Below are 24,539 nucleotides of genomic sequence, written 5' to 3' on the forward strand. Positions count from 1 at the left end.
AGACGCACGATGACGGATCCAATCGGCAGCTACGCGACCTACCCAAGCCTCAAGGGCCGCAGCGTCTTCATCACCGGCGGCGGCAGCGGCATCGGTGAAAGCCTGGTGCGCCATTTCTGCGCGCAAGGCAGCCGTGTGGCTTTCGTCGATCTGGCCGAGGAGCCGTCTCGGCGGCTCGTCGATGCGATCGCGGCCGAAGGACATAGCGCACCGCTGTTCATTCCCTGCGACCTGCGCAATGTCGAAGAGCTGCAGGCAGCCACAACGCAGGCAGCACGGCACAATGGTCCGATCCAGGCGCTTTGCAACAATGCCGGCAATGACGACCGGCATCAGACCAAGGACGTCACGGTCGCCTATTGGGATGACCGCATGGCGGTCAATCTGCGCCACCAGTTCTTCGCTGCGCAGGCGGTGCGCCCGCAGATGAGTGCGCAGGGCGGCGGCTCGATCATCAATTTCGGCTCCATCACCTGGATGGTCGGCGATCCCGATTGCCCGGCCTATGTCACCGCCAAAGCCGCTGTCTACGGCATGACGCGGGCGCTGGCCCGTGAACTCGGCCCCGAGCGCATCCGAGTCAACTGCATGGTGCCCGGCTGGGTGATGACCGAGCGCCAGATGCGGCTGTGGCTGAACCCGGCCGGCGAACGCCAGATCGACGAAAGGCAGTGCCTGCCGGACCGGCTGCAGCCCTCCGATATCGCGCGCATGGCGCTGTTCCTCGCCGCCGACGACAGCCGCATGTGCACGAGCCAGCAGTTCATCGTCGATGCCGGCTGGGTGTAACCCGCGCGGCTCCAAGGGAAGAAGGGTATTTCATGCGTCTTGTTCAGTTCAGAATGCCGGATGGCAGCAGGCGGGTCGGCCGTGTTTCCGATGACGGCAACCGCCTGCATCCGCTCGAAAAGACGGCCAGCGTGCTGGACCTCGCCGAAGCGGCGATCGCCGAGGGTGTATCAATCGCCTCGCTGGTCGAGAAGCGGACGGGCGCCGCGACAGTCGACTATGACGAGCTGTTGCGCGATGGCCGCGTGCTCGCCCCGTTGGATCACCCGGAGCCGGCGCGGTTCCTGGTCACCGGCACCGGCCTGACCCACACCGGAAGTGCCGCCGCACGCAACCAGATGCATGTTCTGACGCATGGCGAAGGTGCCGAGGAATCCGATTCCTTGAAAATCTTCCGCATGGGATTGGAGGGCGGTAAACCCGGCGCCGGCAAGATCGGCATCCAGCCCGAGTGGTTCTTCAAGGGCGTCGGCACCTGCATTGTGCCGCCTGGCGCGCCGCTGCCGATGCCGGCATTCGCGAAAGCCGGGGCAGAGGAAGCCGAGATCGTCGGACTTTACCTGAATGGTCCGGACGGCCATCCCCACCGCATCGGCTATGCGCTCGGAAATGAATACTCCGACCACGTGACGGAGGGCGAGAACTATCTCTACCTCGCGCATTCCAAGCTGCGCTCCTGCTCGATCGGCCCCGAACTGCTGATCGGCGAGCTGCCGAACGAAGTGCGCGGCTATTCACGCATCCTGCGCGACGGCACCGTCATCTGGGAGCAGGAATTCCTGTCGGGCGAGGCGCACATGTCGCACTCGATCGCCAACCTCGAGCATTTCCATTTCCGCTACCCGATGCACCGCAGGCCGGGTGACCTGCACGCCTATTTCTTCGGGGCGGCGGTGATGAGCTACGCCTCCGGCGTCAAGACGGCTTCCGGCGACGAGTATGAAATCCAGGCACAGACATTCGGCAAGCCGCTCCGCAACAGAATGGTGTCGGTGCCGGACGAGGGGCTGGTCACCGTCACCCAGCTGTGACGGCGAAAGTCCGACAATTACGGTCCACCAGAACGACAATGGGAGATTAAAAATGGGACTGAAGAAAGTGTTTCTAAGACTGGCGACAATCGGGCTCGGCATCGGCCTGATGACATCGGCCGCATTGGCCGCGAACCTGCGGGTTCTGGCTTGGGACGGCTACGCCGACCCGGATTGGGTGAAGGACTTCACGGCCGCCACCGGCATCGGCGTCGATGTCGTCTTCATCGGCAGCGACGACGAGATCTGGGCCAAGATCAAGGGCAGCGAAGGGCAGGATTTCGACGTCTTCGCCGTCAACACCGCCCAGTTGCAGCGCTACATCAAGGCCGATCTGGTGTCGCCGATCGACATCACCAAGCTGCCCAACCAGAAGGAAGTGCTGCCGCGCTTCCGTGACCTGTCGCAGGTCAGCGGCGACACCAAGGACGGCAAGGTCTACGGCATTCCCTTCTGCTTCGATTCCATCGGGCTGATCTACGACACCGACAAGGTCAAGCCGGCCCCGACTTCGATGTCGGTGCTCTGGGATCCGGCCTACAAGGGCAAGATCCTGGCCTATGACAATGGCGAACACAATTTCTCGTTCACCGCACTGACGCTCGGCTACAAGGATCCGTTCAACCTCAATGAGGAGCAGATGGCGGCGGTCAAGGCCAAGCTGGTCGAGCTCAAGCGCAATGTGCTGAGCTTCTACACCACCGCCGACGAGGCGCAGCAGATCTACCAGAACAATGACGTTGCCCTGATCTGGGCCAATTACGGCCAGCAGCAGGTCAAGGCACTGCAGAAGATCGGTGCCCACGTCGCCTACATCAATCCAAGCGAGGGAGCGCTGGCCTGGCTGGACAACTGGGTGATCTCCAAGGGCGTCCGCGACAATGCGGCGGCTGAGAAGTGGATCGACTTCATGCTGACGAAGAAGGTCAGCGGCGAGCTTTCCGAGCGCACCGGCTTCGGCAACACCGTGGTCGAGTCGAGCAGCGCCGGCAGCAACGACAAGCTGGTCTGGCTCAACAATGTCGAGGACCCGCTCAAGCGCTCGGATATGTGGAACGAGGTCAAGGCGACGCCCTGATCCTTTCCGCACCTGATTTCGAAGGACCCGGCGGTCCGGACGTACCGGACCGCCGCAGCGTATGCGAGACTATATCATGAACCAGAACACCGACCTGCTGACGCTGCGGTCCGTCTCGAAATCCTACGGCACGGTTCCCGTGCTGCACGACATCGACCTGTCGATCAAGGACGGTGAGTTCCTGACCGTTCTCGGGCCTTCGGGTTCGGGCAAGACGACCGTCCTGCGGCTGATCGGCGGGCTTGAGCCGCTGACGTCAGGCGAGATCCGCCTCGACGGTCAGGACATCAGCCGCATGCCGATCAACAAGCGGCCCTTCAACACCGTGTTCCAGGACTATGCGCTGTTCCCGCACATGACCGTTTCCGGCAATGTCGGATACGGGCTTTCGGTGCGCCATGTCCAGCGCAAGGAGATCGCGCGCCGTGTCGCGGAGGCGCTGGAACTGGTGCAGCTCGGTCGTTTCGCCGACCGCTTCCCGGCACAGCTTTCCGGGGGCCAGCGCCAGCGCGTCGCGCTCGCCCGCGCGCTGATCTGCCAGCCGCGCCTGATCCTGCTCGACGAGCCGCTCGCGGCACTCGACCTCGAATTGCGCCGGCAGATGCAGGAGTTCCTGAAATCCATCCAGCGCGAGATCAAGACCACCTTCCTGTTCGTCACCCATGACCAGGAGGAGGCGATCGGCATGGCCGACCGGATCTGCGTCATGCAGGCGGGGCACATCCGCCAGCTCGGCACGCCGCACGACCTCTATTACAAGCCGAATTGCGAGTTCGTGGCGCGCTTCTTCGGCGAGAACAACCTGGTGGCCGGGAAACTCGGTCCCGTCCAGGGCGACCTGCGATCGATCGAGACCGCGCTTGGGCGCCTTGTCTGTTCGATCGGCGGTCAGCCGCATTTGCAAGCCGCGCCGGATGGCGCCGCCGCCTTCGCGGCGTTCCGTCCCGAAGCCTTGCATCTTGCCGACGCCAAGGACAGCGGCAACCGCTTTTCCGGCACCATCGCGGACATGGCCTTTGCCGGCTCGTCAACCGTCGCCACGATCGCCTCGGATGCCGGCAATGCCGCGCAACGCCTGCGGCTGCGCATGCCGAGCCGGATCGGCGGCAGCGTGCTGAGATCCGGCGAGACGGTCTCGCTGTGCTTTGCGCCGCATGAAGGCCATCTGGTGCTGGCATGAGCGCGGCCGCAACGATACAGCCCCCAGAAAGGCGTTTGTCGCTGCTGGTGACGGTGCTGGCCTTCGCCTTGCCTGTGATCTTCGTGCTCGTGCCGCTGGCGATCTTCCTGGTCTACAGTTTCTTCAGCGTCGACCAGGGCACGATCGTCTACGCGCCGACGCTGGGCAACTATGTCAGGTTCTTCACCGACCCGATCTTTCTGCCCGTATTCTGGAACACCATCGTGCTGTGTTTGTCGGTGGCCGTCATCTGCATCCTGCTCGCCTATCCCGCCGCCTATTTCCTGACCACCCTCAGAGGGCGGTGGCGCTATGCCTTGCTGATGCTGCTGCTGGTGCCGCTGCTGATGAGCTACGTCATCAAGATCTACGCGATCCGCAGCATTCTCGGCCTCAACGGCTTCCTCAACAAGGCGCTGGTGGCGCTTGGCATATTGCAGCAGCCGTCGACGCTTTTCGTTTTCAACATGAACGCCATCCTGTTGACGCTGAGCCTGCTTTTGATCCCCTTCGCCATCCTGCCGATCTTCCTGTCGCTGGAGCGCATTCCGCAGACCTTGCTGCGCGCTTCCGATGATCTCGGCGCCAGCGGCCTGCAGACATTCCTGCGCATCACCTTGCCGCTCAGCCTGCCCGGCGTCGCCTCGGCGGCGAGCTTCGTCTTCGTGCTGGCGATCGGCGACTTCCTGACGCCGCAAATGGTCGGCGGGATCAGCGGCTTCACATTCGGGCGCATCCTCTACAGCCAATTCGGCACGGCCTATAACTGGCCGTTCGGCGCGGCACTCTCGGTGGCGCTGGCAATCGTGGTGATCTGCGCCATCCTCATCGGCGAACGCTTCGGACGCAGCCGGGGGACGTCGATATGAGCGCCCTGCCCCGGCCCGCCACCATCTTCCTGGCCGCGATCACAACGTTGGTCGCGGTGTTGCTCTACAGCCCGCTGTTCGTGCCGATCGTGTCGTCCTTCTTCACCATCTCGCATGGCGATGTCGACTGGTCGTCGCCCACCCTCTCGACCTATCGGGCGCTGGCCGGGAACGACGACATCCTGGCTGCCCTGCGCACCACGCTTATCGTCGGTATCTGCACCGTCATCCTTTCAGTGGTCAGCGGAACGCTGCTGGCGCTGTACTATCACGGCCGCCGTTCCGGACGGTCGATCCTGCAGTTCATCATCTTCCTGCCCTTCCTGATGCCGCCGATCATCAGCGGCCTTGCGCTGCTGATCTTCTTCCGCGAGATCGGCCTCGAGCGCTCGCTGCTGACGGTCGTCATCGGCCATACTGTCTTCGTGCTGGCGATCGTCTACCGAACCGTGCTGATGCGCCTGCAGTCGATGAGCCGCACGCTGGTCGAAGCGTCCTACGACCTCGGCGCCACCGGTTGGCAGACCTTCTGGCGCATCATCCTGCCGAACCTGTCGAGCGCGATGGTCGGCGGCGCCATCCTGGCCTTCGCGCTATCCTTCGACGAGACAATGATCACCATCCTGGTGACCGGCACGCAAAGCACGCTGCCGGTCAGGCTGTGGGCGATGATGCGGCTTGGTTTCTCACCCGACATCAATGCACTGGTGGCGCTGATCCTGATGTTCACCGTGCTGCTCTGCGTGCTCGCCGCCCGCTTCCTGATTCCCAGGCAGATGGCGGCGGAGCGGACCTGAGCTATCGAACGCGCATCATCGTGCGAAGGCCGTCGGATCGAGATCGAAGACACGCCCCCGATTGAGAATGTTCTTCGGATCGAGCGCCGTCTTCAGCCGCCGCATCGTGGCGATCTCGGTGTCGCTGCGGACCAGATGCAGCCACTGCTTCTTGTCGAGGCCGATGCCGTGCTCGGCCGAAACGGCGCCGCCCGCCACCGCCACGCCGCAATAGACGATGCCGTAGGCCGCCGCCGGATCGACAGTGCGCACCTGGTAATGCAGATTGCCATCGCCGAGATGGCCAAAGACATAGATGTCGGCGTTGGGGTCAAAGGCGCGGATCGCGGTCTCGGCTTCTTGCAGGAACGCCCCCATCCGTGCCAGCGGGATGCTGATGTCGACGCCAATTAGGCCTTTGATCGAAAACAGAACGCGATTGGCGTCCTCCCGCACGTCCCAAAGCGCCCGGAATTCGCGCGGCGACTGAGAGACGACGACATCATCGACCACGCCGTCCTCGACCGCCTGCATCAGGACTTCCGCGAAGCGCTCGCTGTCGCGTTCGGGCTCGCTGCCCTGAATCTCGGCCAGCACATAGACCGGAGAGCCGGCCGGCAACGGCGCCGACATCGCCATACTGCCAACCATGATGTCATAGAGCGGCGCGAAGTTGACCTCATAGGCGGACAATAAAGGGCCGAGCTTTTGCCGCAGCAGCCCAAGCAGGGCGATCGCCGCATCGAGCGAAGCGAGCGCGCAGAAGGCGTTCACCTCGGAGGCCGGCTTCGGATGCAGCCTGAGCGCGGCGCGGGTGACGACGCCGAGCGTCCCTTCCGCGCCGATGAAGAGCTGACCGAGGTCGTAGCCGGAATTGTCCTTGGGCAGCCCCTTAAGCGAGGACAGGACGCTGCCGTCGGCAAGCACGGCTTCCAGTCCCAGCACCTGCGCCCGGTACATGCCGTAGCGCAGCACACGGATGCCGCCGGCATTGGTGGCGATGTTGCCGCCGACCGTGGCCGAACCGCGCGCGCCGATATCGACGCCGAACATGAGCCCGGCACCATCCGCCACCTCTTGCACCGCCTGCAGCGTCACACCGGCTTCGGCGATGACGGTGGCGGCTTGAGCGTCCGGCGCGGCGAGGCCGCTCATGCGTTCCAGCGACAGCACGATCTCTCCAGGTTGGACGCGTGTGCCGCCGGCCAGCCCGGTGCGTCCGCCCTGGACGACGACCGGCTGGCCGAGAACGTTGCACCCGGCGAGTGCCGCCGCGACACCGACGGTATCGCGCGGGCGCAGCACCACTTCGGGCAGCACGCCAAGCTTGCCGTCGGGATCGTCGCGATAGCGTTGTTCGACAGCGGAGCCGGCAAGCACGCCGCCCTCGCCCAGCCGATCGCCGAGCGCGGAGAGAAGTCGTTCCGTTTCAGGCGACATCGGGATCAGGCGCTTGCGTGGCGAAGCGCAGCGTCTGCATCCATTGATCGGACGGTCCGATGAGTATTCGATCCGACACGCTCGCCATCCTTCAATTGCAGCTGGCCGATCCTATTCTTGATCGCTTGCCTTGCAAGCGATATCGGCCTGCCCCAGGCGATGCCGGCATCAAGTCGCGACAAGATGCGATCGATGCCGGAAGCGCCGTTTCAGCTTACTGAAGCTTGGCCTGCAGCGCGTTGACGTCGTCGGTGGTCATTTCGCCATCGGTCGTCACCTTGCCGTCGACGATCTTCCACAGCCGGAACGGGCCGGTGATGTCGCCATACTTGTCGAAGGCAACCGGGCCGATGACGCCTTCGTAGCGGATCGGCTTGCCGTCCTTGATCAGGCCAAGTGCCTTGGCGAACTCCTCCTTGCCGGCAAAGATCGGCGTGCCGGCCGGGTCGACGGCCTTGTACATCGCGTCCTTGATCTTGGCCGGATCCTCGGAACCGGCGATGGCGATGGCCAGCCCGACGATGGCGCCGGCATCATAGGAACGGTCGGCCGCCGGGTTGGACGGCTCGATGCCGGAGAATGCCTTGTAGTTCTTGGTGAAATACTCGGTCGATGCGGTCGGGCTGGTTCCCGATGACGTGCCATAGGCGTCCTTCAGATAGTCGGCGCCGACCGACTCGATGAAATCAGGGCTGTTCATGCCGTCATTGAGCAGGAATTTCTGCACGCCGCCCTGCGAAATCCAGGTGCGGGCGACGGTCGCGCCGTCGACCGGCGTGCTGACGAGATAGAGCCCGTCCGGCTCGCCCGCCATCGCAGCCGTCACTTCCGAGGCATAGCTGGACTGTTTCTCGTTGTAGGGCGTGTCGGAGACGATGGTGCCGCCGAGCGCTTTGTAGGCGCGCGAGAACTCAGCCACCATGTTGACGCCGAAGTCGTTGTTGACATGGATGATCGACAGCTTCTTGAAACCCTTGTCGATGGCGTATTTCGCGGCGGCGACACCCTGCAGCGCATCCGAGGTGATGGTGCGGAAGAAGATGCCGTTGGTCTTGCCGTCGCGGCCGAGCGCGGTCAGCGTCGGCGAAGAGGATGCCGGCGAAACCTGGACGATCTTGGCCGGTGCGGTGACCGAGGTCAGGATCGGGATCGACACCGAGGAGATGATGCCGCCGATGATGACCGGCACTTTCTTGACTTGAACCAGCTGGGTTGCGGCGTCGACCGCGATATTGCCCTGGCTCTGGCTGTCACGCGTATCGGTCGCGAGGTCGCAGCCGCGGACACCGCCGGCTTCATTGATGTCGCGGAAGGCCATTTCGACCGACTTGGCACCGGCCTGGCCATATTCGCCGGCCGGGCCGGTCAGTTCCATGACGAGGCCGACGGTGATCTTGCAATCGGCGGCCTGCGCGGCGCCCGCCAACGTGACGAGAGCGAGCGCGGTGGTGAGTTGGAGTATCGTCTTTCTCATTGTTGTTCCCCTTGGGTTGTCAGGCAATAATTTGATCTCTGGAGCGTGTTCAGCGTTCCGGCACCTGCAGCCAGGTTTCATGCAGGTGCCGCCATTCGACGCCGTTGGGCGCCGATGAACTGGTGGTGAAGACGGCGCTCGACTGGCGGCGGCTGTGCTTGCCGCCACGCAATTGCGCCTCGACGTACAAGACGACAATCGTGTTCGCATCCTGCCAACCGGGCCGGATGTCCTCGATCGAAATGGCGAAGCCGTCATCGCACGTGGCGCGGCTGGAGCGGACATGATCGACGACAGCAGCGCGATCGAGCACTTTGCCGTTCGGCGCGACCATGCTGAAGCCGTCGCCCATGGCACGCTCGAAGCGCATGAAATCCACGGTGTCCGCGCGCGCGGCGACAAACCAGTCGACGAAGAAGCGATGCAGGCCGGTGACCTCGGCGCTGGCCTGCGAAAACAGCGTCGCGTTGGTGGCGCTCATGTGCGGCCTGCATTGAGATTGTAGTGCATGATCGAGCCGTGGCGGCCGTGGCGGTCGCGCTCCAGCGTGTAGACGTCGCCCAGGGGGCCTCGGCTTTGCGCGATCACGGCCGCGATCCTGGCCCGGTCATCGGCATCGAGCGTGACCTCCATGATGCCCGCGTTGGCCAAAGCATGCGCCTGGTTGCGGGCGCCGACGATGACGGCGGCGACTTGCGGCTGCTCCAGCACCCAGGCGCTGGCGACGGTGGCGATGTCGACACCGTGGCGATCGCCGACGGCCTTCAACGCCTGGAGCAGTTGCTGGAACAGGTCCCAGCCGCCGAAGTCATCGATGATCAGCTTGTATTTGACCAGCGAGCGGTTTTCGAGCGGCGTGGCGGGTTCAGCCGCGCCGAGCCACTTGTCACTGAGAAAGCCACCCGCCACCGAGCCGTAGCAAAGGAAGCTGACGCCGTTTGTCTTCGCAAGCGCGGCGAGGCTGTGTGCAGGTCGCTGGTCAAGCACGGAATATTGCAGTTGCTGGCTGACCAGCGGAATGCCGGCGGCGAGAATTTCGGCGAGCCGTGGCGTGTCGAAATTGGTGGTGCCGAGATTGCGCACCTTGCCCTCCCGGCGAAGCTCGTCGAGCCAGCCCATCGCATCGACATAACGAGGCTGGTCATAGTCCCACCAGTGGAACTGCACGAGATCCAGACGCTCGGTCTTCAGCCGCCGCAGCGACTGGTCGACGATGCCCCTGATGTAATCCCGGCTGATGCCGGTCAGCCTTTCGAGGTCGGGCACCAGCTTGGTGTGTACCTTCATCCTGGCCGCGACATCGAGGCCGCGTTCGCTGGCCAGCCGCAAGCGGGCGGCGCCGATCAGTTCCTCGACGCCGGTGTAGATGTCGGCGCAGTCATAGGTCCAGATGCCGGCGTCGAAGGTGGCGATCAGGTCGGTCACAGCCTGGCCGCGGTCGATGGCCCCGTGCCCACCAGCCAGTTGCCAGCCGCCGCGAATGACGCGGGAGATCGTGTAGCCTGGGCCGAGTTCGAAGGTCTTGGCGGTCATGTCTGCTCATTCTCCTTCGGCAGCGGTACGGCCGTGGTCTCGGCATGGCTGAACCGCCGTTTGCCGGTCCTGACGATCCGCAGCCGGCTGGCGCAATTGGGATCGGGACACGCGATCTCGGCGTCCGATGTCATCCAGTCATTTGGATGGGTTGGCCGTTGCTTTGCCGCCAGCAGCGGAAGCACGGCGGCAAGCGAGTAGATCGAGAAACCCTGCCCCGCCGGCATCGACAGCATCTCGCCCTTGAGTTCGAAATAGTCTCCGGCCTTGGCGCCGCAATAGATCGGCTTGCCCTCGGGGATGACCGCCTCGACGCGAAGGTCGAAGAGTTCGAAACCGTCGTCGGCCATGTCAGGCCTCCACCAGGCTGAAGGTGATGTCGCAGGCGCCGTTGCGGCGGATCACCCCGCAGGCAACGGCGAACTGGTCGCGCTGATCGGCTCGCACCTGAGCCACCACGCTGCCGGCCAGCCAGCCGATCGGGAACAGCAGGCGCGCGCCCTGCCCATAGAACAGACCGATGTCGAAGATCGCGTTGGGATTGCCGCCCCACATGCGCGGCGGCACATAGGACAGCACGATATCGCCGGGCTGCGGCGTCAACGTCGCGTTCTCAGCCGGCAATGGCCTGGCATAGGCTTGCCCCTCGATATCGGCGGCGGGAACCGGGCAGGAAATTTCCGGTCCCGTCCACATGGCGTGGATGCCCGGAACGACACGCGGCGTGTCGAGATATGCCTTGAGGAAGGCGGCGTTTTCAGGCGCCTTTTCGGGCAGCAACAGCGCCGTGACCGCAAGCTTCGAGCGTGGCTCGGTGATTCTGATGGCGGTCATGTCTGATCCTTCGCGGCGGCGGCTTGCAATTTGCTGCGCAGGAAGGTGAAAGGCCGGCTGATGTCGGCGACCAGCGACTCGCGCGCTGCCTGTGCATCCTGCGTTGCCAGCGCCGTGACGATGCGGCGGTGGTAATGGGCGGTGTCGACCTCGCCGGCCTCCGAGAACGCATAGATGGCCACGCGGATGCATGGCCCCGATTGCAGCCACAGGCTCTCGATCATCGGGATCAGCACCGCCGAACCGCAGCAGCGATAGATCTCGAAATGAAAGCTCTGGTTAAGCGTCACTTCGCGATCGACATCCTTCTTGTGTTTCAGCGCCCGCATCTCGTCCCATTCGCCGAGAATGGTCTCGATGGTGGCGATCTGGCGCGAACCCATGCGGGCGGCGGCCAGCGCGATCGCCTCACCCTCGATCAGGATGCGGGCCCGAAGGAGATCGTCGAGCCGTTCCAGCGTGATCGGCGGCACACGCACCGAGCGGTTGGGCAGCGCTTCGAGCGCCTTCTCCGTGATCAGCCGGCCAAGCGCCTCGCGCACCGGCATGGTCGACGTGACCAGCGCATCGGCAAGCCCACGGATCGTCAGCACCTGGCTCGGTTCGAACAGGCCGCCGATCAGGGCGCGGCGCAATTCCGAATAGACACGGTCCTGCACGGTTTCGCGGCCGACCGGAGCAAGCTGGGCAGCGATCGCCTCGTTGTTCTTTTCGATGGCAGCCTTTTGCATGGAATCCCGTTCCTGGCCGGTTTTCGGCTTGCGGACGAAATTAAAGCCGAATAGCGTGATCAACGCAAGTGTGATCACAAATCAAAAACCAGGGGACGGCAACGACCGTCTCCGGCCAGAGGGTTGATGAGCGAGGCAGCGGAGCGCCAGGGGCAGAAGGCCCGTGCGTCGGTTCTGACAGCAAGCAGGGTTGTCAGACGGTTCGGCGGCCTTGTCGCCGTCAACGATGTCTCGTTCGACGTCAAAGCAGGAGAGATCCTTGGCCTGATCGGGCCGAACGGCGCCGGCAAGACAACGATGTTCGACCTGCTTGCCGGCAGTATCCTGCCTTCCAGCGGCGACATCCTTATCAATGGCGTGCGCGTCTCCGGCGAAGCCGCGCATCTGCGCATCGGCCGTGGCCTTGGCCGCACCTTCCAGATCCCGCGCCCGCTGCCCAATCTGACGCTGATCGAAAACATCATGCTGGCCGCGCAGGGCCAGGCCGGCGAAAGGCTGCTCGCCAACTTCGTCACGCCGTGGCGGGTGGCGGCGGAGGAAAAAGCGGCCAGGGCGAAGGCGCTGGACCTGTTGGATCTCGTCACCCTCACCCATCTCGCGCATGAGCCGGCGCGTGTGCTGTCCGGCGGCCAGCGCAAGCTGCTGGAACTCGCCCGCGTCATGATGGCCGATCCGGCGATCATCCTGCTCGACGAACCCGCCGCCGGCGTCAACGCGACCCTGCTGGAGGTCATCATCGACCGCATCCGCGACATCAACGCGCGCGGCATCACCTTCCTGCTGATCGAACACAACATCGACATGGTGACGCGGCTTTGCCACCGCGTGCTGGTCATGGCGAGCGGCCAGTTGCTCAGCGAAGGCACGGCGGAAGAAGTCGCCCGCGACCCGCGTGTCATCGAGGCCTATCTCGGGGGCACCGCATGAGCGAGACCGTCCTCGATGTCCGTGATCTCGAGGCCGGTTACGAACCCGGCGTGCCGATCGTGCGCGGCGCCTCGATCACTGTCCGCAAGGGCGAGATCGTCGTCGTTCTCGGCCCCAACGGCGCCGGCAAATCGAGCTTCATCAAGGCGATCGCCGGCCTTGTCCCGATCACAGGCGGCACGGTGTTCCTGGACGGCAAGGACATCACCGCCGCGCCCGCCCACACCATGGTGAGGCTTGGCCTGGCCTTCGTGCCGCAGACCGAGAACATCTTCCCGCTGATGTCGGTCGAGGACAATCTCAGGGTTGCCTGCGGCGTCCTCGAACGGCGCGAAATCCCCGGCCGCATCGACGAGATGTACGCCGCCTTCCCCGACCTCGTCCGGCAGCGCCGCACCGCCGCCGGCAATCTGTCGGGCGGACAGCGCCAGATGCTGGCAGTCGCCCGGGCGCTGATCGTCCATCCCAAGGTGCTGGTGCTGGACGAGCCGTCGGCCGGCCTGTCGCCAAAATTCGTGTCGATGGTGTTCGAGATGCTGGCCGGCATCCGCAAGTCCGGCGTCACCATCCTTCTTGTCGAACAGAACGCCAAGGCGGCGCTTGCGATAGGCGACCGCGCCTATGTGCTGGTCGAGGGCAAGGACCGGCACGAGGGTGTTGCCTCCGAACTGTGGAACGATCCTGTGGTCGCCGAACTCTATCTCGGCCAGCGCCCCTCTCACGTCGGCAAGGGAGGCGCGGCATGAGCCTGCAATTTGTCGTCGACGGACTGCTGACCGGTTCGATGATCGGCCTTGGCGCCATCGGCGTGACGCTGACCTATTCGATCCTGCGCTTCTCGAATTTCGCCCATGGCGACTTCATGGCCTGGGGCACATACGCGACGCTGGCCGTTGTCAGCGCCATTGGTGCGACCTTCGGCAAGGTAGCACCCATCGCGCCGCTGTCCTTCGGCTGGCCGCTCCTGGTTGCGCTGGTCGTCGGCATGGCCTTCACCGCCTTGCTGGCGCTGCTGCTCGACAAGGTCTTGTTTTCGCGGCTGCGCTCGCAAGGACAAGCGATCATCGTTGTGATGGCGAGCTTCGGCGCCTCGATGGCGCTCAGAAGCTTGCTCGAATTCACCTTCACCTCGCGGCCGACTTATTTCAGCCGGGCGATCCAGATCGCCATGCCGGTCGGCTTCGGCATCCGCATCACCCCCGACCAGATCGCGCTCTTGCTGCTGACCGCCATACTCGTGCTCGGCGTGCATCTGTTGATGACGCGCACGCAGACCGGCCGCTCCATGCAGGCATTGAGTCAGAACCCGGCATTGGCACGCATCGTCGGCATCGACGTCGCCAGCGTGGTGCGCGTCACCTGGATCATCGGCGGGGCGCTGGCCTGCGTCGCCGGCGTGATGATCGGCATCCTGGTGCAGATCCGCCCGTTCATGGGCTTCGACATGCTGCTGCCGATGTTCGCCGCGGCCATCCTCGGCGGCATCGGCAGCATCCCGGGCGCCGTGCTCGGCGGCCTGATCATCGGGCTCGCCGAAGCCGGGGCGGTGCAATTGATCGGCGCCGAATGGCGCGCCGCCGTCTCCTTCATCATCCTGATGGCGGTGCTGTTCGTGCGGCCGATCGGCCTTTTCGGAGTTCGGGAAAGATGATCGATCTCATCGGTTACGGCGCCTTCTTCCTGACCACCGCGCTGATCTTTTCCCTGGTCACACTGGGGCTCAATCTGCAGTGGGGGCTGACCGGGCTGTTCAATGTCGGCCTTGCCGGCTTCGTCGCCATCGGCGCCTACACCTCGGCCTTGCTGACCACACCGGATGATGCGGCACGGCTTGGCGGTTTCGGCCTGCCGATCCTTGTCGGCTGGCTGGGCGCCATGGTCGTCGGCGGTATCGCCGCTGCGCTCACCGGCATGGCGACATTGCGGCTCAGGTCCGACTATCTGGCGATCACCACATTCGGCGTCGCCGTCGTTGTGCAACTGGTCGCGCTCAATGCGCAGAAGCTCACCGGCGGGCCGTTCGGCATCGGCTTCATCCCTCGTCCCTTCGGCGGCCTTGCCGAGACGCCGCTGCTGTTCAACCTGTCGAACCTTGCCGTTATCTGCGTCGTGACGCTGATCGCCTATCTCTCACTGGAGCATCTGTCGCGCAGCCCGTGGGGACGCGTGCTGAAGGCGCTGCGCGAGGACGAGCGAGCGGCGATCTCGCTGGGCAAGAGCGCGCGCTTCTACCGGGTCCAGGCCTTTGCCGTCGGTGGCGCAATCATGGCGCTCGCAGGCGCGTTGCAGGCGCATTTCACCGGCTTCATCGCGCCGGACAACTATCTGCCGATCCTGACCTTCCAGGTGTGGGTGATGCTGATCGTCGGCGGCTCGGGCAGCAATCTCGGCGCCGTGATCGGCAGCGTCCTGGTGTGGGGGATATGGGCCGGATCGGGTACGCTGACCAGCGTGCTGTTTGCGCCCGAGCAGCAGGCGCGCGCGGCCTCGCTGCAGATCGTCGCCATCGGCGTCATGCTCTGCGTCATCCTGCTGATCCGGCCGAACGGACTGTTTGGCGACAGGCCACGGCGGCCACGGCTGGACAAGCGAGCAAAGGCGGCCGCGACCAAGGGCAGTTCCGGCTCATGAATGCCGTGACCCGGCACGAGGCACGGGGCGTTTCGCTCTGGCACGCTGTCAGCCGCGACCGCCGCCAGCGGTCGCCAATACAGGGCGAGATCGATGTGGACCTTGCCATTGTCGGCGGCGGTTTTTCCGGCCTCTCGACAGCACTGCATGCCGCGGGGAAAGGACTTTCCGTCGCGGTCCTGGAAGCCGAAATCATCGCCTGGGGGGCGACAGGCCGGAATGCCGGCTTCATCGTGCCGAACTTCGCCAAGATGGACCCGGACAACATCCTTGCACATCTCGGCCTCGAGCGCGGTGAACGCCTGATCGACTTTGCCGCCGGCAGCGCCGACCTTGTCTTCGACCTGATCCGGCGGCACGGCATCGACTGCGACGCCGTGCAGAACGGCTGGATCCAGCCGGCGCATTCAGCGGCAGCTTTCGAGAAGGTCAAATCGCGCGCCGGGCAATGGGCACGGCGCGGCCGGCCAGCCGTTACCCTGGATCGGCGGGACGTCGGGGCGCTGACGGGCGCGCGCGGCTATGTCGGCGGCTGGATGGATCGTTCGGGCGGCGTGCTCAATCCGGTTGCCTATGCGTGCGGGCTCGCCGATGCGGCGGAGAAGGCTGGCGCGAGGATCTTCGAACGGACGCGCGTTGCGTCGATCGACCGTGTGGCCGATGGCTGGTCGCTGAAAACGCCATCGGGCTCGGTGCGTGCCGGCAAGGTGCTGGTCGCTACCAACGCCTATGGCGGGTCGCTCAATCCGTTGCTGCAACGGACCTATATTCCGCTGAAGGTCTTCCAGATCGCGACCATGCCCCTGCCGCGCGAGGTGCGCACACGGCTGCTCCCCGGCGGGCAAGGCGTCGGCGACACCAGGCGCAATCTCTTCACCTTCCGCTTCGATGCCGAGAACCGGTTGATCAGCGGCGGCATGCATATTCTGAACGCCGGCGCCGATACGCGCGTGCCACGAGCGATCTGGCGGCGGCTCGCCCGACATCTCGATTTGCCGGACCTGCCGCCGCTTGCCTATGGCTGGTCGGGTATGGCAGCGGTCGAACCGGATTTCCTGCCGCACCTTCTGGATCTTGGACCAGGGCTGATCGCCGGTCGCGCCTGCAACGGACGTGGCATTGCCATGACGACGGCGATGGGCAAGGTGCTGGCCGACTGGGCCGCCGGGACCAAGGCGCGTGATCTGCCGCTGCCCTTTGGGCTGCCGGCACCGATCCCGTTCCACGCTTTGCTGCGGCACGCGCCCAACATGCTGCTTGGCTGGAGCATGTTGCGCGACCGGTTGGACGAAACCCGATAAGGCGATCATGTCCGGTCTGCGGACGATCGATCGGTCGTGCGAAGATTTTCGGCGAGAATCGCGGCCGCCACGGCGATGTCCTCTTCGAGGAATGCTCGAACGTCAGGGCCATTGCGCTGCTCCAATGCGGCGACAATCCTGCGATGCGCGTCGTTCGATTGCGGAATATAGCGATCGGCCTGCATCAGCAGCTTGAGATACGGCCCGACCCTGCCCCAGAGATCGCGGATCATGTTCAACAGGATTGGCGCACCGGCATGCTGGTAGATGGCGAAGTGAAACGCCTCGTTCAGCGCGAGATAGGCCCTGGCGTCACCAGCCTCGATGGCGCCCTGCATGCCGGCGAGCGTGGCCTGTATGTCGGCCAGCCCGCTTTCGGCGATCCGCGACCCCGCCATCTCGCCCGCCAGCCCCTCGACGGCGATGCGGATGCGCGTCAGCTCCTCGAAGGCAGGCACGGATAGCAAGGGCACGATGACCGAACGGTTGTTCTGCATCTCGAGCAGTCGCTCGGCGACCAGCCTTTGCAGCGCCTCTCGGATCGGCGTCGTCGAAATGCCGAAGGTCTCGGCGAGCTTGCGGATGACCAGCGTCTGGCCTGGGCTGAAGCCGCCCGAAATCAATTCCTGCTTGAGCGCGCCATAGGCGCGGTCGTTGAGGGTTTGATGTTCGAGCTTCAGCATGCGCGCCGCGTTCCGATCACCAATTCGACAAAGCGCGATCGAGCGTCTCGGCCAGTTGCTCGGCATTGTCCCTGGCGAACGGCAGCGGCGGCCTGATCTTCAGCACATTGCCGCGCGGACCGCAGGACGAGATCAGCACGCCATCCTCGCGCATGGCTTCGACGACCGCCGATGTCTTGCTGGCGGCCAGCGCCTCGTCCACGTCGGCGGTCAGTTCGACGCCGAAATAGAGGCCGTTGTGCCTGACATCGCCCACCATGCCGTGCCGGCCCTGCAGCGCGCGCAGCAGGTCGCCGGTATAGGCACCGACATTGCGCGCATTCTCGATCAGACCCTCGCCCTCGATCACCTCGAGCACGGCAATGCCGACAGCGGCCGCGACGGGATTGCCCCCGAAGGTGTTGAAGTAGCCGGTGTTGGAGCCGAAGGATGAAACAAGCCGCGGCCGCACGAGCACCGCGCCCATCGGATGGCCGTCGCCGATCGGTTTGCCCATGGTGACGATGTCGGGTTCGAGGCCATAATTGACAAAACCCCACATGCCCTGGCCAAGCCGGCCGAAGCCGGACTGGACCTCGTCGGCAATGACGATGCCGCCGGCTTTCCTGACGTGATCCGCCGCCTCGCGCATGACCGCCGCATCGGGGAAGAAAATGCCGTCGCTGGAAAAGGCCGAGTCGAGCAGCAGCGCCGCCGGACGGATATTCTGCGCGCGCATGTCCTCGATGGCGGCGGCGACATTCCTGGCGAAATCATGCGCGACGCGGCCATGGTCGCGGAACGTGTCCGGCGCGGCCACGGTCCGGTGGTGCGCGGGCACGCCCTTCGCCCCGACCGCCGCAGGCGACAGCTGCGCGGTGGCGATCGTCGCGCCGTGATAGGCGAAGTCGGTGATGATGACGCCGCTGTTGCCAGTGGAATGCTGGGCGATGCGGATGGCGAGATCATTGGCCTCGCTTCCGGTGCAGGTGAACATGGCGTGGCCAAGATGGGCCGGAACGGTGCCGAGCAGTTTTTCCGCGTAGTCGAGGATGATCTCGCTGAGATAGCGCGTGTGCGTGTTGAGCGTGGCGGCCTGGCCCGACAGCGCCTCGACGACGCGCGGATGGCAGTGCCCGACCGAGGCGACATTGTTGTAGGCGTCGAGGAATTTGCGCCCCTGCGCGTCGTAGAGCCAGACCCCGCTGCCGCGCACCAGGTGGATCGGGTTGCGGTAGAAGGCGCGGTAGGTCGGCCCAAGCAACCTGGCGCGGCGCTCGATCAGGGCTTGCTCGGATGCCGTCGGTACCGCATTTGCAGGATATGGCGAGGACTGGGACACGAGCATCTACTCCGGATTGGAATGATCTAGAAAAAAGCGGCGGGCATCCGCGGACGACAGCCCGTCGAGCCGTTCAAGCGAGGCCCAGACCTCGGTGATGAGGCGCAGCACATAGTCGCGCTTGGCCGGGAACCGTTCGGCCTGCCAGCTGGCGATGTTGGCGATGAGCGCAAGGCGGGCACGGATCAGATCAAAAAGGATGCCGATTTCTTCGGCCTCGAGCGGCTGCACCGACTGGTAGCCGGCAACGAAGCGCGCGGCGGGCGCGAGCGGATGCCCCTGCGCCGGCCAGCGGTAGACGGCGCCGATGGCAAGGTCACAGATCAGCGGCGAATGGATCATGTCGCCGAAATCGAGGATGCCGGTCACGACCTCCGGCCGCGAAGCGTCCATCACCACATTGTAGGAATTCATGTCGTTGTGGACGATCTGGGCGCGCAGGCTCGGGATGACCGGCGCCGCATGCGCCTCGAAGGCATCCATCACACGCTCGACCATGGCCCGATGGCCGGCATCGGCGATATGCGCCATCATCGGCCGTGTCTTGGCGACCTTTCTGATGTCCCAGAGCAGGTCGCTGCCGGCCGCCGGATGGAAGAAGCCGCGCAGTGCCCGGCCAAGGCGGGCGAGGAAGATACCGAGATTGCGATCCTGCGCCGCCGACGTCGGCGAGCGCGACAGCAACTGGCCGGGCAGATAGGTGACCAGCCGGATGATGCGGGGCGCCGATCCGCCGACGCCGACCGTGAACTGCGCTTCGCCCTCCAGGCTCTTGCGCACCGAAGGAACCAGCAAGGTCGGGTCGACGGCAAGGATGTGGTCGAGCGCCCTGTTCTGGAAGTCCGTGAAGCCAGCCTCCTCTGCCGGGTGGGAAACCTTCAGGACGAACTCGCCATCGCCTTCGGTCTGGACGTGGAAATTGTGGTCGCGTTCGCCCGGCAGCGGACGCGCGCTGCCGGTGAGGCCGTAGTGCCGGCGCAAGATTGCTAGCGCGTCGGCGATCGAAACGTCAGGCGCGTCCTCGGCGAGCGTTTCACCGAAACCGTCGGGCACGGCTGCATTCATGCGCTCACCTCCGGATCGATGGGCTCGAGGCCACACCAGTCGGCGATGAACAGTGCAATGGTCTGGGTGACCTTGCGCACCGAATCGAGATCGACGGCCTCGTCGTAACCATGCGGCATGCGGCAGATCGGGCCATAGACGATCGCCGGCGTATCGGCATAGAGGCCGAAGAAGCGTGCATCCGTCGTCGCCGAGGTGACGTGTTCCGTCAGCGGCTCGCCCCACACGGCGACATGGCTGCGGCGCAGCACGGCTTCCATCTCGTCGGCGCCCTCCAGTACATAGCCCTCGGCCATGAAGCCGTTATAGGTCATCTTGGGCGGGCGATTGGCCAGGAATGGATCGGCACGGGCCGCATCGGCGATGCAGGCTTCGAGCTCGGCCCTGGCATCTTCGAGCTTCTGCCCGGGATAGGTCGCGACCCGCATCTCGAAGACACAACGCGCCGGAACGCTCGATGTCCATTCGCCACCTTCGATCTTGCCGAGATTGAAGCGGATTGGATGCGGGTGATTGCAGAAATGCGGATCATCGACCTTGCGCGCATTCCAGACGATTTCGAGCTGCTTCAGTGCCTGGATGATGACGAAGGCCTTTTCGATGGCATTGGCGCCGGCCGAGAAAGCCCCCGAGGCATGCTGCGGATCGCCGTCGACCTCGACCCTGAACCAGATCGGTCCGACCTGCGCGCGCATCAATCGCGGTTCCAGCGGTTCGGGAATGAAGGCGGCATCGGCGCGGTAGCCGCGCTGCAGGCAGGCAAGCGCGCCATTGCCGGTGCACTCTTCCTCGACCACCGACTGCAGGAACACGTTGGCGGCCGGCTGATAGCCGAGGCCGCGCAAGGCGGCCAGCGCGTAGAGACAAGCCGACAGGCCTGCCTTCATGTCGCCGGCGCCGCGACCATGCATCCAGCCATCCTCGATGGCGGGATCGTAGGGATCGCGCACCCAACGGTCGAGCGGCCCCGTGGGTACCACGTCGATATGGCCGTTGAGGATCAGCGAGCGGCCGGTGGCGTTTCTCGGCGTGTGGGTGGCAACGACATTGAAGGCGTCATCGTAGGACACCGCCACGGGAGAAAACCCCGGCAGGTCGCGAATCGCATCGACATCGACACGCCACATATCGACTGCATAACCATCGGCCTCATAGGCCGCCGCCATGAAGGATTGCGCCGCGTGTTCCTCGCCGCGTTGGGAGGGAAAGCGCACGAGGTCCGCCAGGAATGCGACTTGTCGTGCGAAGCCGTCATCGACCGCGCGCAAAATGGCTTCGTCGGCAATTCGCTCAGGCATGATATTCCGCTTTCTCGTGAATGGTGTATCATATCTCATATGCCATTTCCTGGAAAGGCAAGGAGACAGGTCGGGCCAAAACCATGGCCCAACCCGGGAACCTCTTGGCAGGCGGGCTCAGAGTTGGCATCAGCTTCCTGCATGCTGGCGAAACCGCATGGCGAAGATCGAGGACAGATGCTGGTCACCGAAGGCCCATTGCCGGATGAAATCACCGTTCTCTCGTCCGGCTACCGGCGCGTGCCGGCCGGCAAGATCGTCAATGCCGTGACATGGATGGAAGCGCGCGCACCGGTGCCGGGTCTCGCTCAACCCCTGGCAATGACCCGGATCACCAAGCCCGACAGTACCGCCTACCGCGCGATCTTCCTCGAGATCGGCGCTCCCTGGCTCTGGGATCGCGCCGCCGAAATGTCGGATGCTGAAGTCGCCGCGCATTTCGCCGACCCGCGCCAGCATCTCTATTACGGCCATGATGAACGTGGCGGCCATGTCGGCATGGCCGAATTCCGCGTGGCGGACGGCAACGAGATCGAGATCACCTATTTTGGCCTGTTCCCCGCCTTGACCGGCCGGGGTCTCGGCAAGCGGCTGATGGCGGGAGCGCTCGACCAGGCATGGCGCCTCGGCCCGGAGCGTATCTGGCTGCACACCAGCAGCATAGACCATCACAGCGTCATCGGGTTCTACCGAGCTTGCGGGTTCGAACCCTTTGCGGCGGGGTTCGAAATCACCGACGATCCCCGGATCAAGGGAACCTTGCCGCGCGATGTGGCCCCGCAAATCCCGTTGATCGAAACGGAATGGGTGCCCGGCGCCAGATGAGACCGTCTTCGCAACCTGCCAGCCTTTCGTCGTCTCACCATCGCCGGTGGGTGCGGCGCGAAAGCATCCTGTCGAGGCTGGAGCGGCACATCGACACGCGCATCGTTCTGTTCGCCGCGCCCGCCGGTTTCGGCAAGTCGACGACGATGGCGCAGTGGGCCGCGGAAGTCGCGCGTCTGGGCCGACTAACCGCATGGTTCTCCTGCGAGGCGACGGACAATGACGAAGGCGCCTTCCTGTCGCATCTGGTGGGCGCGTTGCGCCATCTCGTCCAGAATCCCGCCGAACTCGACCTCGCCTTCCAGTCGAGCCCGATCCCGCAGCTCGACGTCGTGCTATCGGCCCTTGTAGCGGGTCTTGCGGCGCGCGACGCCGACATCACCCTGTTCTTTGACGACTACCACGCCATCGAGGCGCCGGTGGTGAAGCGGTTCATGGAGCGCCTGACGAGGCAGGCACCGGCCAACGCCGCCTTCGTCATCGGTTCGCGCAACCTGCCAGACCTGCAACTTGGCAAGCTCAGGGTGCTTGGCGACGTTTTCGAAATCGGCCCGGACGATCTGCGCTTCGCCTCGTCCGAGGCCGAGGCCTTCTTCAACGACAAGCTGGGCCTGAGCGTCAGCAGCGGCACGGTGGAAACCTTGTGTTCACGGACCGAAGGCTGGGCCGCCGGCCTGCAGCTCGCCTCGCTGTCGCTGAGCGCCGCGCATACGCCAGAAACCGTCATCGGCAATTTCACCGGCGCCAACCGCAACGTCGCCGACTTCCTGATGGGGGAAGTGTTCCTGGAGCTGCCGCCGGCCCTGGCGAAGTTCCTGCTCCACAGTTCGATCTTCGAGCGCTTCAGCGCCGAGGCCTGCCGGGCAGTATTGCGCGCGGCCGACGCCGAGGCCGACATCACAGAGATCGAGAGCCGCAACCTGTTCCTGGTGCCGCTCGACGAGGAGCGGCGCTGGTTCCGCTACCATCATCTGTTCCATGACTTCCTCAGCCGCGAAATGGAACGGCGCGAACCGGAGATGATCGCTCCCCTGCACCTGGCCGCCGCCGAATGGTTCGGCGAACGCAAGATGCTGACCGAAGCCATCGGACACGCGCTCGCTGCCGGCGACCAGGCGCGCGCAGCGGTGTTCGTCGAAAACAATGCGCTCGAACTCATCGCCCAGTGCCAGCTGCTTTATGTGCGGCAGTTGCTGGCACTGCTGCCGCGGAAGCTGGTCGACCAGCGCATCCGGCTGCAACTCATCGTGCTGTGGCTGGCGGTGCACTCAAGCCAGCCTGAAATTGCCCAGCAGACGCTCGCCAATGCGCGCAAGCTCGTCGAAACCGGGCCGGCCGACGGCAAGGATCCCGGCACGCTGACCGGCACCACCATCGAGGCCGAGATCGCGGTCCTCGATGCCGCTGTGCACAGCACGCTGGAGCAGTTCGAGGCCGCGCGTGATACCGCGCTGTCCGCCCTGCGCATCATCGCGCCGGACGCCTGGTTCATGGAGGGTGCGACGGCCAACGTCATCGGCTACAATCTCTATGCGCTGGGCGATCTCGAAGGGGCTCGGGCTGCGGCCGACGCCGCGCGCAAGGCGCATGAGCGAAGCGGCAGCCTGCTCGGCGTCACCATCGCCAATTGCTACATGGCCGTCATCGAGCGTTCGGCCGGCCGCCTGCCCGCCGCCGAACGGCTGCTGCGCAACACGATCATCGAGGCCAGGACGCGGATCGGCGCGAACTCATATGCCGAGGCGCTTGCCGGAACGCTGCTTGCCGAACTCGCCTATGAGACCAACGCATCCGGCGAGGCGCTGACATTGGTCGAGAATCTCGGGCCGCTGATCGAGGGCGCCGCCGTCATCGTCTATCCGCTGGCCAGCGTGCCGACCTATGCTCGTGTGCTGCAGCTGACCGGTCGTGGCGACGCGGCCCTCGACATGCTGGAGCGCGTCTACCAGCGTGTGCGCGGTTCCGTTTATCGCCGCCTCGCTTCGGTGCTGGTGCATGACCGCATCCGGCTGCTCATCGACCAGAGCCGCGTCGCCGAGGCGCGCTCTCTGCTGAGCGAGCATCGCCGCGAAAGCGCTGAAACCGCCCCTACCGTCGCCAATGAATTCGAGTTCTTCGCCGAAGGCAGGCTGCTGACGGCGGAGAAATCCTACGCAGCGGCGGCGGCCATTTTTGACACGTTGCTGGAGCGAACGAAAAGCAGCGGACGCATGCGCCGCCACATACTGGCGCTGATCCTGCGCGCCAGGAGCGCCGGCCACGACCAGCGCGAAGCTGATCGCTATCTTCTCGAAGCGTTGCGCCTTGCCCAGCCTTCCGGCTTCATCCGCTCCTTCGTCGACGAGGGCAGGCCTGTCATGGAAGGGTTGATGCGGCTGCGCGCGGCGCAAGCGAAGACCGAGCCGTCCCTGTCGGCCTATGCAACGCGCATCATCCATGCCGCGCAGACCATGCCTGTGCCAACGCGCAAGCCGGCCGCATCCGCGCCCGAAAAGGAACAGCTCACCCAGCGCGAGTCCGAATTGCTGCGCTACCTGTCGGAAGGCATGTCCAACCGCGATATCGCGGTCGCGCTGTCGGTGGGCGAAACAACGGTGAAATGGCATTTGAAGAACATTTTCGGCAAGCTCTCCGTATCGAACCGAGTCCAGGCCGTGCGCGCCGCGCAGGCGGCCGCCAACCTTCGGCCCCCTTCGAAAGGAGGGGCATAGACATCTGGCCCAACCCCCTCCTTCGGGTCGGGCCATGGCATC

The 24,539-nt window shown here is 64.7% G+C and carries 24 protein-coding genes; 13 read left to right on the forward strand and 11 right to left on the reverse strand.

Translation table 11 applies throughout. The annotated features are described in order from the left end of the window. Nucleotides 1-9: 9 nt before the first annotated feature. The 6 genes from EB230_RS27070 to EB230_RS27095 all read left to right on the forward strand — a co-directional run bounded on the left by EB230_RS27070 (nucleotide 10) and on the right by EB230_RS27095 (nucleotide 5,744). Nucleotides 10-789, forward strand: coding sequence for an SDR family oxidoreductase (locus EB230_RS27070; protein WP_056564588.1), 780 nt, complete (start codon nucleotides 10-12; stop codon nucleotides 787-789). A 32-nt stretch (nucleotides 790-821) separates the two neighbouring features. Then, entirely contained in the window at nucleotides 822-1,820 is a 999-nt protein-coding gene (araD1, locus tag EB230_RS27075; protein ID WP_056564591.1) for an AraD1 family protein, read from the forward strand. A 52-nt stretch (nucleotides 1,821-1,872) separates the two neighbouring features. Beyond that, nucleotides 1,873-2,898: an ABC transporter substrate-binding protein gene (locus tag EB230_RS27080; RefSeq protein ID WP_056564594.1), complete on the forward strand. Its 1,026-nt coding sequence runs from the start codon at nucleotides 1,873-1,875 to the stop codon at nucleotides 2,896-2,898. A gap of 76 nt (nucleotides 2,899-2,974) precedes the next feature. Further along, on the forward strand, nucleotides 2,975-4,078 hold the full coding sequence (locus tag EB230_RS27085) for an ABC transporter ATP-binding protein (RefSeq protein ID WP_056564597.1): 1,104 nt from the start codon (nucleotides 2,975-2,977) through the stop codon (nucleotides 4,076-4,078). After that, on the forward strand, nucleotides 4,075-4,947 hold the full coding sequence (locus EB230_RS27090) for an ABC transporter permease (RefSeq protein ID WP_056564599.1): 873 nt from the start codon (nucleotides 4,075-4,077) through the stop codon (nucleotides 4,945-4,947). The genes EB230_RS27085 and EB230_RS27090 overlap by 4 nt, the downstream gene beginning before the upstream one ends. Continuing rightward, complete coding sequence (locus tag EB230_RS27095) at nucleotides 4,944-5,744, forward strand: ABC transporter permease (protein WP_056564602.1); 801 nt, start codon at nucleotides 4,944-4,946, stop codon at nucleotides 5,742-5,744. Before EB230_RS27090 ends, EB230_RS27095 begins: the two co-directional genes overlap by 4 nt. A gap of 15 nt (nucleotides 5,745-5,759) precedes the next feature. Here the strand turns inward: EB230_RS27095 and EB230_RS27100 are convergent, their stop codons facing one another. From EB230_RS27100 to EB230_RS27130, 7 genes are all read right to left on the reverse strand, one after another. Next, complete coding sequence (locus tag EB230_RS27100; protein WP_056564606.1) at nucleotides 5,760-7,163, reverse strand: FAD-binding oxidoreductase; 1,404 nt, start codon at nucleotides 7,161-7,163, stop codon at nucleotides 5,760-5,762. A 214-nt stretch (nucleotides 7,164-7,377) separates the two neighbouring features. Continuing rightward, complete coding sequence (locus EB230_RS27105) at nucleotides 7,378-8,637, reverse strand: ABC transporter substrate-binding protein (RefSeq protein ID WP_056564608.1); 1,260 nt, start codon at nucleotides 8,635-8,637, stop codon at nucleotides 7,378-7,380. A gap of 49 nt (nucleotides 8,638-8,686) precedes the next feature. Then, nucleotides 8,687-9,118: a hypothetical protein gene (locus tag EB230_RS27110; RefSeq protein ID WP_056564612.1), complete on the reverse strand. Its 432-nt coding sequence runs from the start codon at nucleotides 9,116-9,118 to the stop codon at nucleotides 8,687-8,689. Next, nucleotides 9,115-10,170, reverse strand: a complete 1,056-nt coding sequence (locus EB230_RS27115) for an aldo/keto reductase (RefSeq protein WP_056564614.1) — start codon at nucleotides 10,168-10,170, stop codon at nucleotides 9,115-9,117. Before EB230_RS27115 ends, EB230_RS27110 begins: the two co-directional genes overlap by 4 nt. Then, a complete protein-coding gene (locus EB230_RS27120; RefSeq protein WP_056564617.1) occupies nucleotides 10,167-10,520 on the reverse strand; it encodes a TIGR04076 family protein in 354 nt (117 codons plus the stop codon). The genes EB230_RS27115 and EB230_RS27120 overlap by 4 nt, the downstream gene beginning before the upstream one ends. Nucleotide 10,521: 1 nt before the next feature. Beyond that, nucleotides 10,522-11,004, reverse strand: a complete 483-nt coding sequence (locus EB230_RS27125; protein ID WP_056564620.1) for a DUF3830 family protein — start codon at nucleotides 11,002-11,004, stop codon at nucleotides 10,522-10,524. Beyond that, nucleotides 11,001-11,735: a GntR family transcriptional regulator gene (locus EB230_RS27130; RefSeq protein WP_081294765.1), complete on the reverse strand. Its 735-nt coding sequence runs from the start codon at nucleotides 11,733-11,735 to the stop codon at nucleotides 11,001-11,003. Before EB230_RS27130 ends, EB230_RS27125 begins: the two co-directional genes overlap by 4 nt. A gap of 126 nt (nucleotides 11,736-11,861) precedes the next feature. On the opposite strand from EB230_RS27130, the gene EB230_RS27135 reads away from it, so the two are divergent. Genes EB230_RS27135 through EB230_RS27155 form a run of 5 tightly spaced genes read left to right on the forward strand, consistent with a single transcriptional unit; the run spans nucleotide 11,862 to nucleotide 16,594 of the window. Continuing rightward, nucleotides 11,862-12,662, forward strand: coding sequence for an ABC transporter ATP-binding protein (locus tag EB230_RS27135; RefSeq protein ID WP_056564625.1), 801 nt, complete (start codon nucleotides 11,862-11,864; stop codon nucleotides 12,660-12,662). Further along, on the forward strand, nucleotides 12,659-13,408 hold the full coding sequence (locus tag EB230_RS27140) for an ABC transporter ATP-binding protein (protein WP_056564628.1): 750 nt from the start codon (nucleotides 12,659-12,661) through the stop codon (nucleotides 13,406-13,408). The genes EB230_RS27135 and EB230_RS27140 overlap by 4 nt, the downstream gene beginning before the upstream one ends. Next, nucleotides 13,405-14,313, forward strand: a complete 909-nt coding sequence (locus EB230_RS27145; protein ID WP_056564630.1) for a branched-chain amino acid ABC transporter permease — start codon at nucleotides 13,405-13,407, stop codon at nucleotides 14,311-14,313. Before EB230_RS27140 ends, EB230_RS27145 begins: the two co-directional genes overlap by 4 nt. Then, nucleotides 14,310-15,293: a branched-chain amino acid ABC transporter permease gene (locus EB230_RS27150; protein ID WP_056564633.1), complete on the forward strand. Its 984-nt coding sequence runs from the start codon at nucleotides 14,310-14,312 to the stop codon at nucleotides 15,291-15,293. Before EB230_RS27145 ends, EB230_RS27150 begins: the two co-directional genes overlap by 4 nt. Continuing rightward, the gene (locus tag EB230_RS27155; RefSeq protein WP_056564636.1) at nucleotides 15,290-16,594 is read left to right on the forward strand and encodes an FAD-dependent oxidoreductase; all 1,305 of its coding nucleotides are present in this window, start codon (nucleotides 15,290-15,292) and stop codon (nucleotides 16,592-16,594) included. Before EB230_RS27150 ends, EB230_RS27155 begins: the two co-directional genes overlap by 4 nt. 5 nt (nucleotides 16,595-16,599) lie before the next feature. On the opposite strand, the gene EB230_RS27160 is transcribed toward EB230_RS27155, so the two are convergent. The 4 genes from EB230_RS27160 to EB230_RS27175 are packed head-to-tail and all read right to left on the reverse strand — an operon-like array spanning nucleotide 16,600 to nucleotide 20,961. Beyond that, entirely contained in the window at nucleotides 16,600-17,277 is a 678-nt protein-coding gene (locus tag EB230_RS27160; protein ID WP_056564639.1) for a GntR family transcriptional regulator, read from the reverse strand. 16 nt (nucleotides 17,278-17,293) lie between these two features. Next, nucleotides 17,294-18,604 carry an aspartate aminotransferase family protein gene (locus EB230_RS27165; protein WP_172374276.1) on the reverse strand — a complete coding sequence of 437 codons (1,311 nt, stop codon included), beginning with the start codon at nucleotides 18,602-18,604 and terminating at the stop codon, nucleotides 17,294-17,296. Further along, entirely contained in the window at nucleotides 18,605-19,663 is a 1,059-nt protein-coding gene (locus EB230_RS27170) for a phosphotransferase (protein ID WP_056564644.1), read from the reverse strand. Beyond that, the gene (locus EB230_RS27175) at nucleotides 19,660-20,961 is read right to left on the reverse strand and encodes an ArgE/DapE family deacylase (RefSeq protein WP_056564646.1); all 1,302 of its coding nucleotides are present in this window, start codon (nucleotides 20,959-20,961) and stop codon (nucleotides 19,660-19,662) included. Before EB230_RS27175 ends, EB230_RS27170 begins: the two co-directional genes overlap by 4 nt. Nucleotides 20,962-21,084: 123 nt before the next feature. On the opposite strand from EB230_RS27175, the gene EB230_RS27180 reads away from it, so the two are divergent. Both EB230_RS27180 and EB230_RS27185 read left to right on the forward strand, forming a co-directional pair. Next, a complete protein-coding gene (locus EB230_RS27180; RefSeq protein WP_246738857.1) occupies nucleotides 21,085-21,786 on the forward strand; it encodes a GNAT family N-acetyltransferase in 702 nt (233 codons plus the stop codon). Between the two features lie 50 nt (nucleotides 21,787-21,836). After that, complete coding sequence (locus EB230_RS27185; protein WP_244493908.1) at nucleotides 21,837-24,497, forward strand: LuxR C-terminal-related transcriptional regulator; 2,661 nt, start codon at nucleotides 21,837-21,839, stop codon at nucleotides 24,495-24,497. Nucleotides 24,498-24,539 lie beyond the last annotated feature (42 nt).

This window comes from Mesorhizobium sp. NZP2234 (genome assembly GCF_013170765.1).
Lineage (GTDB): Bacteria > Pseudomonadota > Alphaproteobacteria > Rhizobiales > Rhizobiaceae > Mesorhizobium > Mesorhizobium loti_D.

Coding starts and splice junctions, on each gene's coding strand:
- EB230_RS27070 (WP_056564588.1), top strand. CDS start 10: ATGACGGATCCAATCGGCAGCTACGCGACCTACCCAAGCCTCAAGGGC.
- araD1 (WP_056564591.1), top strand. CDS start 822: ATGCGTCTTGTTCAGTTCAGAATGCCGGATGGCAGCAGGCGGGTCGGC.
- EB230_RS27080 (WP_056564594.1), top strand. CDS start 1,873: ATGGGACTGAAGAAAGTGTTTCTAAGACTGGCGACAATCGGGCTCGGC.
- EB230_RS27085 (WP_056564597.1), top strand. CDS start 2,975: ATGAACCAGAACACCGACCTGCTGACGCTGCGGTCCGTCTCGAAATCC.
- EB230_RS27090 (WP_056564599.1), top strand. CDS start 4,075: ATGAGCGCGGCCGCAACGATACAGCCCCCAGAAAGGCGTTTGTCGCTG.
- EB230_RS27095 (WP_056564602.1), top strand. CDS start 4,944: ATGAGCGCCCTGCCCCGGCCCGCCACCATCTTCCTGGCCGCGATCACA.
- EB230_RS27100 (WP_056564606.1), bottom strand. CDS start 7,163: ATGTCGCCTGAAACGGAACGACTTCTCTCCGCGCTCGGCGATCGGCTG.
- EB230_RS27105 (WP_056564608.1), bottom strand. CDS start 8,637: ATGAGAAAGACGATACTCCAACTCACCACCGCGCTCGCTCTCGTCACG.
- EB230_RS27110 (WP_056564612.1), bottom strand. CDS start 9,118: ATGAGCGCCACCAACGCGACGCTGTTTTCGCAGGCCAGCGCCGAGGTC.
- EB230_RS27115 (WP_056564614.1), bottom strand. CDS start 10,170: ATGACCGCCAAGACCTTCGAACTCGGCCCAGGCTACACGATCTCCCGC.
- EB230_RS27120 (WP_056564617.1), bottom strand. CDS start 10,520: ATGGCCGACGACGGTTTCGAACTCTTCGACCTTCGCGTCGAGGCGGTC.
- EB230_RS27125 (WP_056564620.1), bottom strand. CDS start 11,004: ATGACCGCCATCAGAATCACCGAGCCACGCTCGAAGCTTGCGGTCACG.
- EB230_RS27130 (WP_081294765.1), bottom strand. CDS start 11,735: ATGCAAAAGGCTGCCATCGAAAAGAACAACGAGGCGATCGCTGCCCAG.
- EB230_RS27135 (WP_056564625.1), top strand. CDS start 11,862: ATGAGCGAGGCAGCGGAGCGCCAGGGGCAGAAGGCCCGTGCGTCGGTT.
- EB230_RS27140 (WP_056564628.1), top strand. CDS start 12,659: ATGAGCGAGACCGTCCTCGATGTCCGTGATCTCGAGGCCGGTTACGAA.
- EB230_RS27145 (WP_056564630.1), top strand. CDS start 13,405: ATGAGCCTGCAATTTGTCGTCGACGGACTGCTGACCGGTTCGATGATC.
- EB230_RS27150 (WP_056564633.1), top strand. CDS start 14,310: ATGATCGATCTCATCGGTTACGGCGCCTTCTTCCTGACCACCGCGCTG.
- EB230_RS27155 (WP_056564636.1), top strand. CDS start 15,290: ATGAATGCCGTGACCCGGCACGAGGCACGGGGCGTTTCGCTCTGGCAC.
- EB230_RS27160 (WP_056564639.1), bottom strand. CDS start 17,277: ATGCTGAAGCTCGAACATCAAACCCTCAACGACCGCGCCTATGGCGCG.
- EB230_RS27165 (WP_172374276.1), bottom strand. CDS start 18,604: ATGCTCGTGTCCCAGTCCTCGCCATATCCTGCAAATGCGGTACCGACG.
- EB230_RS27170 (WP_056564644.1), bottom strand. CDS start 19,663: ATGAATGCAGCCGTGCCCGACGGTTTCGGTGAAACGCTCGCCGAGGAC.
- EB230_RS27175 (WP_056564646.1), bottom strand. CDS start 20,961: ATGCCTGAGCGAATTGCCGACGAAGCCATTTTGCGCGCGGTCGATGAC.